The sequence below is a fragment of the Pseudomonas sp. MS01C9 genome, from assembly GCF_058202755.1.
This window is the reverse complement of the sequence record NZ_CM177073.1, coordinates 6045508-6061974: the sequence shown is the minus strand read 5'-3', so window position 1 is coordinate 6061974 and position 16467 is coordinate 6045508. Positions and strand designations below refer to the sequence as shown.

Annotated in this window: 1 protein-coding gene; it reads right to left on the bottom strand. The window is 67.4% G+C overall.

What is annotated here, in order from left to right:
- Positions 1-2 precede the first annotated feature (2 nt).
- Positions 3-16163: a non-ribosomal peptide synthetase gene (locus AC1M7R_RS26755; protein WP_490610130.1), complete on the bottom strand. Its 16161-nt coding sequence runs from the start codon at positions 16161-16163 to the stop codon at positions 3-5.
- Between the last annotated feature and the right edge of the window lie 304 nt (positions 16164-16467).

The following is a 16467-nucleotide window of genomic DNA, read 5'->3' as shown; positions in this document are numbered from 1 at the left end:
TTTTAAGCATCCTTGGAGACGATAGCGAGCAGTTCGCTTTCAGACAGCGAAGCCATTTCTTGTTGCAGGTCCATCAATTCATCCGACTCGAACTGCGCCAGTTGCAGGGTGGTGATCAGGTCGGCCAATGCCAGCAGCGACGGGTGCTCGAACACACTCCGCAGCGGCACCTCGACGGCGAAGGTCTCCCGTGCCCGCAGCGTGACTTGCACGGCCAGCAGCGAATGACCGCCGAGCTCGAAGAAGTCGTCGTGCCGGCCGATCCGCTCCAGGCCCAGCAGGTCGGCCCAGATCTGCGCCAGCAGCTCTTCGGTCTCGCCGTTGGGCGCTTCGTACTGGCGCAAGGCAAAGTCTTCGCTGCGCGGCGCGGGCAGGGCCCGGCGGTCCAGCTTGCCGTTGGGGCTCAACGGCAACCGCTCCACCACCACGAACGCCGCCGGGACCATGTAGTCCGGCAGTTGCGACGTCAGGTATGGCCGCAGGGTGCTGCTGGCGTTGCGACCGGCCAGGTGCGGCTCGACACTCAGGTACGCCACCAGGCGCATCGCCCCAGGCGTGTCCTCCCGGGCGATGACCGCGGCTTCGCGCACCCCCGGCAGGGTCAGCATCAGGGCTTCGATTTCACCCGGTTCGATACGGAAACCACGGATCTTCACCTGCTGGTCGTTGCGTCCGAGGAATTCGAGCACACCGTCGGCGCGCAGCCGCACCAGGTCGCCGGTGCGGTACATCCGCGCCTCGTCGCCAGGGCAAAACGGATCGGCGAGGAAGTGCTCGGCGTTCAGCTGGGCACGGTCCAGGTAGCCTCGCGCGACACCCGCGCCCCCGACGTACAGCTCACCCGGCACGCCGAGGGGCACCGGTTGGCGCTGCTCGTCGAGCACGTACAGGCGGCTGTTGGGGATGGCGCGGCCGATCGGCACGGTGCCCCGGTCCTCGGCAGTGCAGCGATGTACCGTGGCCCAGACGGTGGCTTCGGTTGGGCCGTATTCGTTGTACAGGGCGATGGCCGGCTCCAGCCCGGCGCACTCCTGCACCAGTTGCGCCGGGCAGGCCTCGCCGGCAACGATCATTTCCCGCAGGTGGCCGTGGCCGTTACCGCTGGCAAGGCTCGTCAGTACCAGGCGGCCCAGGGACGGCACGCACAGCAACGAGGTGACGGCCTGCTGGTCGATGAAGCGGGCGATGGCCTCGGGGTCGCGTGCGGTCTCGGCATCCGGGATGCACAAGGTGCCGCCGCCTACCAGGGTGCCGAAGATCCCGGCCACGGAGCTGTCGAAGGCAATCGAGGACAGCAACAGGAAGCGCTTGTCGATCGCCGGCCCGTACACCGCGCCCCGGGCCAGTGTCGAGGCCACCAGGTTGCGATGTTCGATCATCACCCCCTTGGGCTTGCCGGTGGAGCCCGAGGTGTAGATCACATAGGCCAGGTGGGCCGGGGTCAGGCCCGAGCCGTCCAGTTGCGGATCGCGACTGTTGGCCTGGGCCGCCAGGGCCTGTTCGATGGCCAGGTAGCGGGTACCTTCCTGCAGCGTACCCACCGCCGTGCGTCCCACCGGATCGGCCAGTAGCAGGCGTGGCCGGGCGTCGTCGAGGATCGAGGCCAGGCGCTCGGCCGGGTAGGTCGGGTCCAGCGGCACGTAGGCGCCACCGGCCTTGAGGATCCCCAGCAGGCCCGTGATCATGGCCACACCGCGTTCGACGCAGATGGCGACCAGGTCCCCTGGCTGGACGCCTGCTGCCAGCAGGTGATGGGCCAGGCGATTGGCCTGGGCATTGAGCTCGGTGTAGCTGAGCTGCGTGCGGCTGTCGAGCAGTGCGCAGGCGTCCGGCGTCCGGCGCACCTGTTCTTCGAACAGTTGCTGGATGCACAGGTGCGTCGGGTAATCCACCCGGGTCTGGTTGAAGGTCTCTAGCAGCAGCGTGCGCTCCTTTGGAGGCAACACGTCCAGTTGCATGAGAGGGATCTGCGGCGTGTACATCAGGGCCTGGGCCAGTTGTTCCAGGGCCCGTTGCATCAAGGCGCAGATACGCTGCGGGTCCACCACCCGGACGCTTTGCACGGTCAGCCCCAGGGCATCGCCGTAGTCGTTGACCGACAGGGTCAGCGGATAGTTGGTCCGTTCGGCGCTGTCGAGGATACGCATGCCCGGCCATTGCAACTGGCTGTCGTCGCGCTGGTGCCGGTAGTTGAGCAGGGTGGTGAACAACGGCAACGCACTGGGCACGCCGCTGCAACGCTGCGCCAGCGCCAGGGAGGCTTGCTCGTGGTCCAGCAGTTCCACCAGGTCGCGGTGGGTCGCCAGGACCTTCTCGTTGGCACCGCAACCGGTCAGGCACACCCGTACCGGCAAGGTGTTGATGAACACGCCCAGGGCCCGTTCGGCCCCCGCGGAGCCTTGCAGGCGTCCGGCGACCACCGTGCCGAATACCACATCGTCGCGCCCGGTGCAGCGGGCCAGCACCTGCGCCCAGGCAACGTGGAACAGGGTCGCCGGGGTAATGCCCCGTTCCCTGGCCTGGGCCCGGAGGCGCAGGTTGAGTTCGACGCTCAGTTGCACGCTGGCTTCTTCGATGTGATTGCCGTCGCCCTGCACTTCGAGCAGGTCGAAGGGCGCGGTAGGGGCATCGACGTCGGCCAGTCGCCGGGTGAAGTAGGCTTCGTGGACCTCGGCCGGGGTGGCCTGGGTCTGGGCGATGAAGTCGCGGTACGGCTGTGCGGCGCCCAGGCTTTCACTTTGTCCATGGAGGATCGCGTGGATCTCTTCCAGGACGATTTCCAGGGTCACATGGTCACTGGCCATGTGGTGGTTGAGCAGCGCCAGCAGCCAGCGTTCGGAGTGCGGATCCCGGGCAATGCAGGCACGCATCAACGGCGCCTGGCGCAGGTCCAGGCGCAGTTGCCGTGGATCGCTCAAGGCTTCGAGCTGGCCGAGCGGGTCCTGATGTCCGTTCAAGGTGACGCTGTGCACCGGCAACCGCGCGTGGCGCTGTACCACTTGCACCGCTTGGGGCAGGCCATCCCAATGCACGCAGGTGCGCAGGATGTCGTGGCGATCGATCACTTGCTGCAGGGCGCCGATAAAGGCATCGAGGCGCTGGCGATCGTCGAACTCCAGCATCGAGCGCACCAGATAGGCATCGCCTTCGTGTCCGAGCAGGTGATGGAACAGGATGCCTTGCTGCAGGGGCGCCAGGGGGTAGATGTCCTGGACGTTGGCGACGCCGCCCGGCACGGCGCCGACCAGGCGCTCGATCTGCTGCGCGGTGAGTTTCACCAACGGCAGCATGTCCGGGGTCAACAGCTGGCAGTCGGCCGGAATGCGGTTGGCCGGTGCCTGGAAGGCGGTGTGGGTGCTGTCGCCCAGTGCGATAGCCAGTTCTCGCAGGGTCGGCGCACTGAAGACACTGCGCACGTCGGCGTTCAAGCCTTGTTCGCGCAGGCGTTCGATGAGGCTGACCGCCATCAGCGAATGTCCGCCGAGTTCGAAGAACCCGTCATGCCGGCCAATGCGCTCGTGCCCCAGCAATTGCTGCCAGATCCCGGCGATAGCCACTTCCACCTCGCCTTGGGGCGCCTCGTAGGTCCGGCTGGCGTAGGCGTCCTGGCCCGGCTCGGGCAGGGCGCGACGGTCGAGCTTGCCGTTGGGGGTGAGGGGCAATGCGTCCAGCACCACGAAGGCACTGGGCACCATGTGTCCGGGCAGGCGACCCAGGAGCTCGGCGCGCAATTGTTCGGCCGATGCCGGCTCGCCGCACAGATACGCCACCAGGCGTTTGTCGCCGCTCTGGTGGTCGCGGGGGACGACCGCCGCTTCCCGGACCCCATCGAGGGCGGCGAGGGCCGCCTCGATTTCGCCCAGCTCGACACGCAGGCCGCGGATCTTCACCTGGTCGTCGTTGCGTCCCAGATACTGGAGGGTGCCGTCGGGCAACCAGCGACCGATGTCACCGGTCTTGTACAGGCGCGCACCGGCCCGGTCGCTGAACGGGTCGGCAATGAAGCGCTCGGTCGTCAACTCCAGGCGGTTGAGGTAGCCGCGCGCGACCCCGACGCCACCGATGTGGATCTCGCCCGACACGCCCACCGGCAACAATTGTCCATGGTCGTCCAGCACATGCAGTTGCATGTTGCGGATCGGCCGGCCGATGGGGATCGAGCGGTTCCGGTAATGGGCAAGGTCGCGGTCGGCGGTGTACCAGGCCACTACGTCACTGCACTCGGTGGGTCCGTAGCTGTTGATGATCGCCGGGCGCGGCAACGGCAGTTTTTCCAGCATGGCGACCTGGATCGGCTCGCCCCCCAGCACCACCCGCTTGAGGCACGCCAATGCCTGTTGCCGGTCGGCGTCCACCAGCGCGTGGAACGCGCTGGGCGACAGGTTGATATGGCTGATACCCGCCCTGGCGATCTGGGCGACGATGGCGTCAGGGTTGAACGGTTCTTCGGCCAGGTGCAGCGAGGCCCCCACCATGAGCGGGGCGAGAATGTTCTTCTGGGTCAGGTCGAAGTTATAGGACGAGGCCAGCAGCACCGCATCGCCGGCATGGAAGGCCAGGTCGTCCAGGTACCAGTCCAGCAGGTTGCGCAGGCCGCGATGTTCCACCATGACCCCTTTGGGCAACCCGGTGGAGCCGGAAGTGTAGATCACGTAGGCCAAGTGCCCGAAGTGCAGGTCCGTGATCCCAGGGTTATGGGTCGGGTTTTGCAGCAGCGCCGGGCTGTCCGCTTCGAGGGTGGCCAGGCCCGCCGGCAGCGGCAGGGTGTCCAGGTCTTGCTGGCGTACCAGCGCCCTGGGCGCGCTGTCGGCCAGCATATGGGTCAGGCGTTGCGCCGGGTATTGCGGATCGAGCGGCACATAGGCCGCCCCGGCCTTGAGGATGCCCAGCAGGCCAGCGACCATCTGCGGACTGCGTCGGGCGCACAGGCCGACGGTGTCGTCGGGCCGCACACCCAGGGCAATCAGGCCATGGGCGATGCGGTTGGCCCAGGCGTTGAGCTCGGCGTAGCTGAGGGTCTGTCCGTCGCCCGCCAGTGCCACGGCTTGCGGCGTGCGCCCGGCCTGGGCTTCGAAGACCGCATGGGGGAAGCGCGCCGGGTCTTCGTCGAGGACCGCGCTGGCGCTGTTGAAGGTTTCCAGCAATTGCCGGCGTTGTGACTCATCCAGCAGCGGCAAGGTCGCCACTGGTTGGGTGGCATCCTCCAGCATGGCATCGAGCAGTTGCAGCAGGTGCTGGCCCCAACGGGCGATGGTGCTTTCATCGAACAGGTCGGTGGCGTATTCGAACTGGCCGGCGATGATGTCGCCGTCGTCGTTCAGGGACAGGCTCACGTCGAACTGGGTGGTGCCGGTGGCCGGGGCCAGCGGGGTCAGGCTCAGGCCGGGCAGGGCCAGGGCCTGGTCCTGCGGGGTGTTGCCGAGTACCAGCATGGCCTGGAACAGCGGGCTGTGGCCGAGGCTGCGCTCCGGTTGCAACGCCTCCACCACCTGTTCGAACGGCAAGTCCTGATGGCCGTAGGCGTCGAGGGTGATGCGCTTGATCCGGGCCAGCAACTGCTCGACCCGGTCATGGGCCTGCACGTCGACGCGCAGGGCCAGGGTGTTGACGAAGAAGCCGATCAGCGCCTCGGTTTCGCGCCGGGTGCGGTTGGCCACTGGCGTGCCGACCACCACCTCGGCCTGATTGCTCAGGCGCGACAGCAGGATCGACCAGGCTCCCAGCAGGGTCATGAACGGCGTCAGGCCTTGCTGCTGGCTGAAGCGGCGCAGCCGGGCACTCAAGGGCGCGGGCAGTTGCAGGGCCAGGGCCGCGCCCTGGTAACTCTGCACCTGGGGCCGTGGATGGTCGGCGGGCAGTTCCAGCAGCGCCGGGGCGCCGGTGAGGTGCTCCTGCCAGAAGCGGACCTGGGCTTGCAGGCGTTCGCCTTGCAAATGTTGCTGTTGCCAGGCGGCGTAGTCGGCGTATTGCAAGGCCAGGGGCGGCAGGGGATCGTCGAGGCCCTGGCAGAACGCGGCGTACAGGGCGTTGAACTCGCCGATCAGGACCGCCACCGACCAACCGTCGGAGACGATGTGATGCTGGGTCACCAGCAGGATGTGCTCCTCCTCGGCCAGGCGCAGCAGGCGACCGCGGATCAGTGGGCCGGCACTCAGGTCGAAGGCTTCGCGGGCTTCGTCCCGGGTCAGTCGCTCGACGGCCTGTTGCCGGGCGTCGCTGTCCAGGGCCTGCAGGTCGTGCTCGGTCAGGGCGAAGCCACTGTCGGCGGGGGCGAAGCGTTGCCGGGCTTCACCGTCAATGCGTTCAAAGGTGGTGCGCAGGCTTTCGTGGCGGGCGACGATACGGTCCAGGGCGCGTTGCAGGGCGTGGCGATCCAGGTGGCCGCGCAGGTGCAGGGCGGCGGGCATGTGATAGGCGACGCTGGCGGCGTGGTCCAGCTGGTCGAGGAACCACAGGCGTTGCTGGGCCAAAGACAGCGGCAACGGCTGGTCGCGGGGAACCACGGCAATCGCCTGGAGACTGGACTGAGCGGCCTGATCCACGTGCCGGGCCAGTTCCCTCAGGGAGGTCTGGGCGAACAGCGTGCGCAGGTCGATCTCGACCCCCAGGTCCTGGTGCAGGCGGGCTTGCAACTGCACGGTCAACAGGGAGTGGCCGCCCAGTTCGAGGAAGCCGTCGTGGCGACCGACCTGATCCAGGTGCAGCAAGCCTTTCCAGATCTCGGCAATGGCGATTTCGGTCTCGCCCTGGGGCGCTTCGTAGGCCTGGCTGGCCAGGGCCTCGGCACCCGGCGCGGGCAGGGCCCGGCGATCGAGCTTGCCGTTGGCGGTCAGGGGCAGGGCGTCCAGGTGCACGAAGGCGCTGGGCACCATGTACTCGGGCAGACTGTCCAGCAGGGCGCTGCGCAGTTGCTCGACCGGAACCGGCTCGCCGCAGACGTAGGCCACCAGGCGTTTGTTGTCGGTATCGCCCTGGCTGTCTTCCCGAGCGATCACCACGGCTTCGCGGATGCCGGGGCAGGCCAGCAGGGCGCTTTCGATCTCGCCCAGTTCGATGCGAAAACCCCGGATCTTCACCTGGAAGTCGTTGCGGCCCAGGTATTCCAGCGTGCCGTCGGCCAGCCAGCGACCCAGGTCGCCGGTCTTGTACAGGCGCGCATCCGGCTGGTCGCTGAACGGGTCGGCGATGAAGCGCTCGGCGCTCAGTTCCGGCCGGTTCAGGTAACCCCGGGCCACGCCGATGCCGCCGATATGGATTTCCCCGGCCACCCCCAACGGCGTCGGTTCGCCCCGGGCATCGAGGACATGGACCTGCACATTGGCAAACGGCCGGCCGATGCTCGGACGGTCGCCCAGGTCGCGGATCAGGTCGAGGGTGGCGTCCACCGTGCACTCGGTGGGGCCGTACATGTTGTAGAAGCGGATGTTCCGGCAGTTGCGCAGTTTCTCCCAGGTGGCGCTGTTGATCGCCTCGCCGCCGAGCAGCACGCTCACCGGCTGGTAACGCTGGCGCTCCAGCAGGCCGGCGGCCAGCAGGGTGTCGAGCTGGGACGGGGTGGAGTCGAAGGCGTGGACCTGGTGCTGTTCGAGGAAGTCCAGCAGCTCGTGGCCGCTGGCGCGGATCAGTTGCGGGATGATCACCAGGCGATGGCCGCAGAACAGCTGGGCGATGCCCTTGATCGACATGTCGAAGAAGAAGCCGGCATTCAAGGCCACGGTGGCCGGGGCCGGGCAATGCTGGTGGGTGGTGCGGCGCATCACCTGCCAGAAGTTGAACACCGAGCGGTGCTCGACCATCACGCCCTTGGACTGGCCGGTGGAGCCGGAGGTGTAGATCACGTAGGCCAGGTGTTGCGGAGTCAGGCCGGCGATCCGCGGGTTCACGTCGAACGCCACATCGTGGGCGGCATGCAGCGAGGCGTCAGTGTCCAGCAGCAGGCATGGCAGGTCCCCGGTGGGCAGCGACAGCGCCGACTGGGTCAGCACCGCCAGTGGCTGGCTGTCCTGGAGCATGAAGGCCATGCGGTCGGCGGGGTGGGCCGGGTCGATGGGCACATAGGCCGCGCCGGCCTTGAGCACGCCCAGCAGGCCGACGATCATGTCCAGGCTGCGCTCGGCGCAGATGGCGACCCGTTGATCGGGCTGCACGCCGAGGGCGAGCAACTGGCGGGCCAGGTGGTTGGCGCGGCGATTGAGCTGGCGGTAGGTCAGCTGGCGGTCTTCGCAGACCAGGGCCACGGCGTCGGGGGCGAGCCGGACCTGGGTTTCGAACAGGGCATGGATCGGCTGGGCCGGCCCGAAGTCGGTGGCGGTGCGGTTGAAGTCGCGCAGCAGCAACTGGCGCTCGTCGTCGGGCAGCACGTCCAGGCTGCTGGCGAGGCGCTCGGGGGCTTGCTCCAGGGCCTGCACCAGGGCGGCGACGGCCTGGCCCAGGTAGGCGGCGATGCGGTGCGGGTCGATCCCGGTGATGGCTTGGGCCGTCACCGAGAAGTCGTCTCCTTCATCGGCCACCGCCACTTCGATCGGATAGTTGGTACGGGCTTCGTTGCTCAGGAAGCGTACGCCGTCCCAGGCCAGCACCTGGCCTTCGTTGGCCAGCGAGCCGCCATCGGTCTGGTGCCGGTAATTGAGCAGGGTGGTGAACAGCGGCAGGCCGGGGCCGACGCCGCTGCAACGCTGGGCCAGGGCCAGGGACGCCTGCTCGTGGGACAGCAGTTCGCTGAGGTCGCGATAGGTTTCGTCCACCAGCGCGCCGACCCCCGACCCGGCCAGTCGCACCCGCACCGGCAAGGTGTTGATGAACACGCCCAGCGCCCGGTCGGCGCCCCGGGAGCCTTGCAGGCGTCCGGCGACCACGGTGCCGAACACCACATCGTCGCGGTCGGTGCAGCGCCCGAGCACCTGGGCCCAGGCGATGTGAAACAGCACCGCCGGCGTCACGCCGGCGCTGCGCGAGCAGGCGCGGATGCGCTGGCTCAGGGCTGGATCCAGGCGCACGCTGGTTTCCGTCACCTGGCTGCCGTCGCCCTGGACATCCAGGACGCCGAAGGGGGCGGTGGGCTCGTCGACGCTGCCCAGGCGCTGGCTGAAATAGGCTTCATGGACCTGGGGCGGGGTCGCCAGGATCTGCGCGACGAACTCCCGATAGGGCATCGGTGCCGGCAGCTCGGCGCCCCGGCCTTGCACCAGGGCCTGGACTTCTTCGAGCACGATCCCCAAAGACACGTGATCGCTGATCATGTGGTGGTCCAGCAGGCTCAGCCACCAGCGTTCGGAGTGCGGGTCCCGGGCGATGCAGGCGCGCATCAACGGCGCCTGTTGCAAGTCCAGGCGCAGGTGGCGCGGGTCGCTCAAGCGCTCCAGCTGAGCGCGCGGGTCTTCATCGCCAGCCAGGGTGACAAGCTGCACTGGCAACGTTGCCTGGCGGTGCACCACCTGCACCGCCTGCGGCTGGCCGACCCAGTGCACGGCGCTGCGCAGAATGTCGTGGCGATCGATCACCTGCTGCAAGGCGTCGATAAAGGCATCGAGACGCGCGCGATCGTCGAACTCGATCATCGAGCGCACCAGATACGCATCCCCTTCGTGCCCCAGCAGGTGATGGAACAGGATGCCTTGCTGCAACGGCGCCAGGGGGTAGATGTCCTGGACATTGGCGGCGCCGCCGGGCACGCCGGCGACGATGCGTTCGAGCTGGGCCGGGGTCAGTTCCACCAGCGACAGCATGTCTGGCGTCAGGGCGCTGCAGTCGGCCGCAATGCGGTTGGCTGGCGCCAGGAACGGGGTTTCATCGCTGCGGCCCAGGGCCTGGGCCATCTCCCGCAGGCTGGGCGCGGTGAACACGGTGCGTACCGACGCATTCAGGCCATGCTGGCGCAAGCGGTCGATGAGGCTGACCGCCATCAGCGAATGCCCGCCGAGCTCGAAGAAACGGTCATGGCGTCCGACCTGTTCAAGGCCCAGCAGTTCTTGCCAGACCGTGGCCAGCAGTTGTTCGATCTCGCCCCGCGGCGCCTCGTAGGCCCGGCTGGCGAATGCTTCCTGGCCCGGGGCCGGAAGCGCGCGACGGTCGAGCTTGCCATTGGGCGTCAAGGGCATGGCTTCGAGCTGCACGAAGGCGCTGGGCACCATGTAGTCGGGCAGCACCGCCAGCAGCGCGGCGCGCAATTGCTCCACCGGCACTGGCTCGCCACACAGGTAGGCGACCAGGCGCTTGCTGTCGGATTGGCCCGGTCTGCTTTCCTGGGCCACCACCACGGCCTCGCGCACGCCGGGGCGACCGGCGAGGACGGCCTCGATCTCTCCCAGTTCCACGCGGAAACCGCGGATCTTCACCTGGTCGTCGTTGCGACCCAGGTACTGGAGGGTGCCGTCGGCGCACCAGCGACCCAGGTCACCGGTCTTGTACAGGCGTGCCTGGGGATCGGTGGTGAACGGGTCGGCGATGAACCGTTCGGCGGTCAATGCCTGGCGGTTGAGGTAGCCACGCGCGACGCCGACGCCGCCGATATGGATTTCCCCGGCGACTCCCAGGGGGGCCAGGTTGCCGGCGCCGTCCAGCACATGCAGCTGGGTATTGCGCAGCGGCTTGCCGATGGAACGGAAGTCGTCCCGGTCACTTTCCATGCGGCGGATCGAGGCGTTCACGGTGGCCTCGGTTGGGCCATAGGCGTTGTACAGCGCCGGACGATGGCCGCTGCGGGCGAACCACTGGCTCACCGCCTGTTTACTCACCGCTTCACCACCGATCATGAACTGCCGCAGGCAGGTGGGCAGGGCCACATGGGCATCCCGGCTCACCTGTTGCCAGAACACGGTGGGCAGGTTGGCGACAGTGATCGCGTACTGCTCGCACAAGGTGGCGAAAGCCGCGGTGCCGGCTATCCAGGCATCGCTGCGCAGCACCAGGGTGGCTCCGGACAGCAAGGCGCCGAAGATTTCTTCCACGGACATGTCGAAGGTCATGGTGGCGAATTGCAGGATGCGGTCCCGGGCATCGAGGCTGTAGCGTTCCTGCAAGGCGCCGATCTGGTTGCACAGCGAGCGGTGCTCAAGCATCACGCCTTTCGGTTTGCCGGTAGAACCGGAGGTGTACATGACGTAGGCCAGGTGGCGGGAGGTCAGGCCCTCGATGCGAGGGTTGCCAGCGTCGCCGTCAGCCGTGTCGTCCAGCAGCAGCCGGGGCAGTCGCAGCGCCGGCAGTTGCTCGCCCATGGCATTCACCAGGGCAGCCTGGGTGAGCAGTACCCGGGGCGCACTGTCGTCGAGCATGTGTTGCAGGCGATCCTGCGGGTAGTTCGGGTCCAGCGGCACGTAGGCGCCGCCCGCCTTGAGGATCCCCAGCATGCCGACGATCATTTCCAGGCTGCGTTCCACCAGCAGTGCGACACGCTCATCCGGACGCACGCCCGCGGCAATCAGCCGATGCGCGATGCGGTTGGCCCGGGCATTGAGTTCGGCGTAGCTGAGGCTGGCCTCTTCGGCCTGCACGGCAATGGCATCGGGATGCGCTTGCACATGCTGCTCGAACCATTCGTGGACCAGGCGGCCCTCGGGAAAGGGCACATGCGTCCGGTTGAAGTCACCGAGCAACTGGCGACGTTGTGGATTGCTCAGCAGCGGCAAGGTCGCCACTGGTTGGGTGGCATCCTCTAGCATGGCATCGAGCAGTTGCAGCAGGTGCTGGCCCCAACGGGCGATGGTGCTTTCATCGAACAGGTCGGTGGCGTATTCGAACTGGCCGGCGATGATGTCGCCGTCATCGTTCAGGGACAGGCTCACGTCGAACTGGGTGGTGCCGGTGGCCGGGGCCAGCGGGGTCAGGCTCAGGCCGGGCAGGGCCAGGGCCTGGTCCTGCGGGGTGTTGCCGAGTACCAGCATGGCCTGGAACAGCGGGCTGTGGCCGAGGCTGCGTTCCGGTTGCAACGCCTCCACCACCTGTTCGAATGGCAAGTCCTGATGGCCGTAGGCGTCGAGGGTGATGCGCTTGATCCGGGCCAGCAACTGTTCGACCCGGTCATGGGCCTGCACGTCGACGCGCAGGGCCAGGGTGTTGACGAAGAAGCCGATCAGCGCCTCGGTTTCGCGCCGGGTGCGGTTGGCCACTGGCGTGCCGACCACCACCTCGGCCTGATTGCTCAGGCGCGACAGCAGGATCGACCAGGCTCCCAGCAGGGTCATGAACGGCGTCAGGCCTTGCTGCTGGCTGAAGCGGCGCAGCCGGGCACTCAAGGGCGCGGGCAGTTGCAGGGCCAGGGCCGCGCCCTGGTAACTCTGCACCTGGGGCCGTGGATGGTCGGCGGGCAGTTCCAGCAGCGCCGGGGCGCCGGTGAGGTGCTCCTGCCAGAAGCGGACCTGGGCTTGCAGGCGTTCGCCTTGCAAATGTTGCTGTTGCCAGGCGGCGTAGTCGGCGTATTGCAAGGCCAGGGGCGGCAGGGGATCGTCGAGGCCCTGGCAGAACGCGGCGTACAGGGCGTTGAACTCGCCGATCAGGACCGCCACCGACCAACCGTCGGAGACGATGTGATGCTGGGTCACCAGCAGGATGTGCTCCTCCTCGGCCAGGCGCAGCAGGCGACCGCGGATCAGTGGTCCGGCACTCAGGTCGAAGGCCTCGCGGGCTTCGTCCCGGGTCAGTCGCTCGACGGCCTGTTGCCGGGCGTCGCTGTCCAGGGCCTGCAGGTCGTGCTCGGTCAGGGCGAAGCCACTGTCGGCGGGGGCGAAGCGTTGCCGGGCTTCACCGTCAATGCGTTCGAAGGTGGTGCGCAGGCTTTCGTGGCGGGCGACGATACGGTCCAGGGCGCGCTGCAGGGCGTGGCGATCCAGGTGGCCGCGCAGGTGCAGGGCGGCGGGCATGTGATAGGCGACGCTGGCGGCGTGGTCCAGCTGGTCGAGGAACCACAGGCGTTGCTGGGCCAAAGACAGCGGCAACGGCTGGTCGCGGGGGACCACGGCAATCGCCTGGAGACTGGACTGAGCGGCCTGATCCACATGCCGGGCCAGTTCCCTCAGGGAGGTCTGGGCGAACAGCGTGCGCAGGTCGATCTCGACCCCCAGGTCCTGGTGCAGGCGGGCTTGCAACTGCACGGTCAGCAGGGAGTGGCCGCCCAGTTCGAGGAAGCCGTCGTGGCGACCGACCTGATCCAGGTGCAGCAAGCCTTTCCAGATCTCGGCAATGGCGATTTCGGTCTCGCCCTGGGGCGCTTCGTAGGCCTGGCTGGCCAGGGCCTCGGCACCCGGCGCGGGCAGGGCCCGGCGATCGAGCTTACCGTTGGCGGTCAGGGGCAGGGTGTCCAGGTGCACGAAGGCCGTGGGAACCATGTACTCGGGCAGGTGCTTGAGCAAGGTGCTGCGCAGCACGTCGGCGGGTACCTGTTCGCCGCAGACATAAGCCACCAGGCGCTTGCTGTCCGGCTGCCCGGGATGATCTTCCCGGGCGACGACCACCACTTCGCGGATGCCAGGGCACAGGGCCAGGGCCGCTTCGACTTCACCGATCTCGATGCGCAGGCCACGGATTTTCACCTGGAAGTCGTTGCGCCCCAGGTACTCCAGCGCCCCGTTGGCCAGCCAGCGGCCCAGGTCGCCGGTCTTGTACAGGCGCGCATCCGGCTGGTCGCTGAACGGGTCGGCGATGAAGCGCTCGGCACTCAGCTCAGGCTGGTTCAGATAACCCCTGGCCACGCCGATGCCGCCGATATGGATTTCCCCGGCCACGCCCAGCGGCTGGATCTTGCCCCGGGGGTCGAGCACGTACATCTGGATATTGGCGATCGGCTTGCCAATGGGCACGCTTTCGCCCGGGTCGCCGGGGCGGCATTGCCAGGCGGTGACGTCGATGGCGGCTTCGGTGGGGCCGTACAGGTTATGCAGCTCGACGCCCGGCAACTGCTCTTCGAAGCGGCGCTGCAGGCTGCGGGGCAGGGCTTCGCCGCTGCACAGTACCCGACGCAGCGTCGGGAAGTCCTGGCTGTCGCGATGCTCCAGGAACAGGTCGAGCATCGACGGCACGAAGTGCAGCAAGGTAATGTCGGCCTGGCGCATCACCTGGGCCAGGTAGTCCGGTTCCTGATGGCCACCGGGACGGGCCATGACCAGTTCGGCACCGGCCAGCAACGGCAGGAAGAATTCCCAGACCGACACATCGAAACCGAACGGGGTCTTCTGCAGGACCCGGTCGTCGGCGTCGACACGGTATTCGTCCCGGGCCCAGAGCAGACGGTTGACCACCCCCATGTGCTCGTTCATCACCCCTTTGGGGGTACCGGTGGAACCGGAGGTGTAGAGCACGTAGGCCAGGTGCCTCGGCGTCAGGCCCAGGGCCGCCGGATCCGGGTCGTGGGTGGGCTGCGCAGCCAGGCGGGCCAGGTCCTGGTCGCCATCGAGAAGCAGCAGCGGCCTGTCCGACGGCGGCAAATGCTCCAGCAGTGCCTGGCTGCTCAGCACGGCGTGGGGAGCGCTGTCCTCGAGCATGTAGGCCTGGCGCGCGCTGGGCAGGTCCGGGTCGATGGGCACGTAGGCGCCGCCGGCCTTGAGGATGCCCAGCAGGGCGATAACCATGTCCGCGCCGCGCCGCAGGCATACGGCCACGCGGGCGTCCGGCCCGACGCCGAGTTCGCCCAGGTGATGGGCGAGCTGGTTGGCCCGGCGGTTGAGTTCGGCGTAACTGAGCAACGGACCGTCGTCGCCGCGCACGGCACAGGCCTGCGGACGCCGCTCGGCCTGTTGCTCGAACAGCCCGTGAATCAGCACGTCCCGGGGATATTCCCGGGCCGTGGCGTTGAAATCCACTTGCAGGTGTCGCCGCTCCACCTGGCTCATCAGCGGGAAGTCGCCCACGGGCGTGTCATGCTGCTCCAGCACCGCTTCGAGCATCGAGACCATGCGGTCTTGCAGGTAGCGGGCTTCCTCCAGGCTGAAGTACGCGGTGTTGAAGTTGAAGTCCAGATGGACGTCTTCGAAGGGATGGTAATCGCGCACGAAGATCGCCATGGGCGTCTGCTCGTAGCCATTGTCCATGGTGATCACGGTGGACGAGGTACCGCCGAACTGATCGTCGCCGTCCAGGCTTTCGAACGACAGCGACACGTCGAACAGTTGCCGGCGGCCGGTCTGGGCCAGGCGCAACGTGCGGTTGAGTTCGGCGATGGGGAACCGCTGGTGGCGGTAGCAGCGGCGCAGTTGGCCGCCAGCGGTGTGCATCAGGTCCAGCAGCGAGGCGTCGGGATCCACCGGCAGGCGAATCGGGCTGACCGAGGAAAACATGCCCGCGGTTTCCTTGGTGCGCGCGGTGGTACGGTTGTGCACGGGCATGCCGATGACGATTTCATCGACGCCCACGGTGCGGCAGAAATACGTGGCGACCACGCTGATCAGGACATGGGCCACCGACAGGCTGCGTTCGCTGGCAAATTGCGTCAGGGCGTTGTACAGCGCCCGTGGCAGCATCGCCTGGACCTGGGCGCTGGGGGCCAGTTCGTTGGCCTGGCCGGTCTTGAAGTCGGCCCGGCGTTGCAGCAGCGAAGGAGGCATCTGGGCGTAGGTTTCCTGCCAGAACTGCCGGTCGCGCTCGTAGCGCGAGGACTGCAGGTAAGCCCGGTCGTCTTCGAGGAACGACAGGTAGGAATGGCCTTGGGCAACCTCCTCGTTGCCCGCCAGCAACCCGTTGTAGGCGGCGCCCACGGCGTGGCCGATCAACGCCACGCCGATGCCGTCGGTGACCAGGTGATGGTAACGGTTCAACCAGTAATGGCGGTTCGGGCCGCAACGCACCATGCGGGCTTCCCAGAGCTGGCCGGTCAGCGACTCGAACGGCTGGCGAAAGGCGTTGCGCAGGTACTCCATGGCCAGCCCGGCATCGGCCTCGGCTTCGGTGAACTCCACCACCTGCATGTCGACCTTGACCTCGGGCAAGACCCGCTGGCGACCGGTACCGCCTTCATGGCTGAAGCTCAGGCGCAGGGCGTCGTGACGGTTGGCAACCAGCTCGATGGCTTTCTCGAACAGCGCAATGTCGATCTCACCCTTGATCTCCAGGGCCATGCCGATGTTGTAGTAGGGCAGGTCCGGGTGCGCGATCTGGTCGAGCCAGATGCCCTGCTGGACGGAGGCCAGTTCGTGGGCGGCGCAGTCTTGCGTGGGCAACATTTCGGTCGACGAATCCATATCGGAGCACCTGCTGGCGGAATCAATTGAGGTCTGTCTCCGTTCGAATGGCGGTGCATGGAGGCCTGGGCGACTGCCAATCGGCGGGATGCAGATAAACGTGGCGAGGGACAACGGCGCGGTTGGACAGGCACCTGATGCGATGTCGGCGTCGAGGGGCGGTGTCGTGGCTCGTCGATGGGCCGGGCTGCCGTCCGGTCACGCCCGGTGTCCCTTCACAAGGTGGGAAAAAATTAGAGGATCCGATGGGTGATGTCTGTCATGGGAAGCAGGGACAACGTCGGGAAACGGGGCTTTGCGGTGC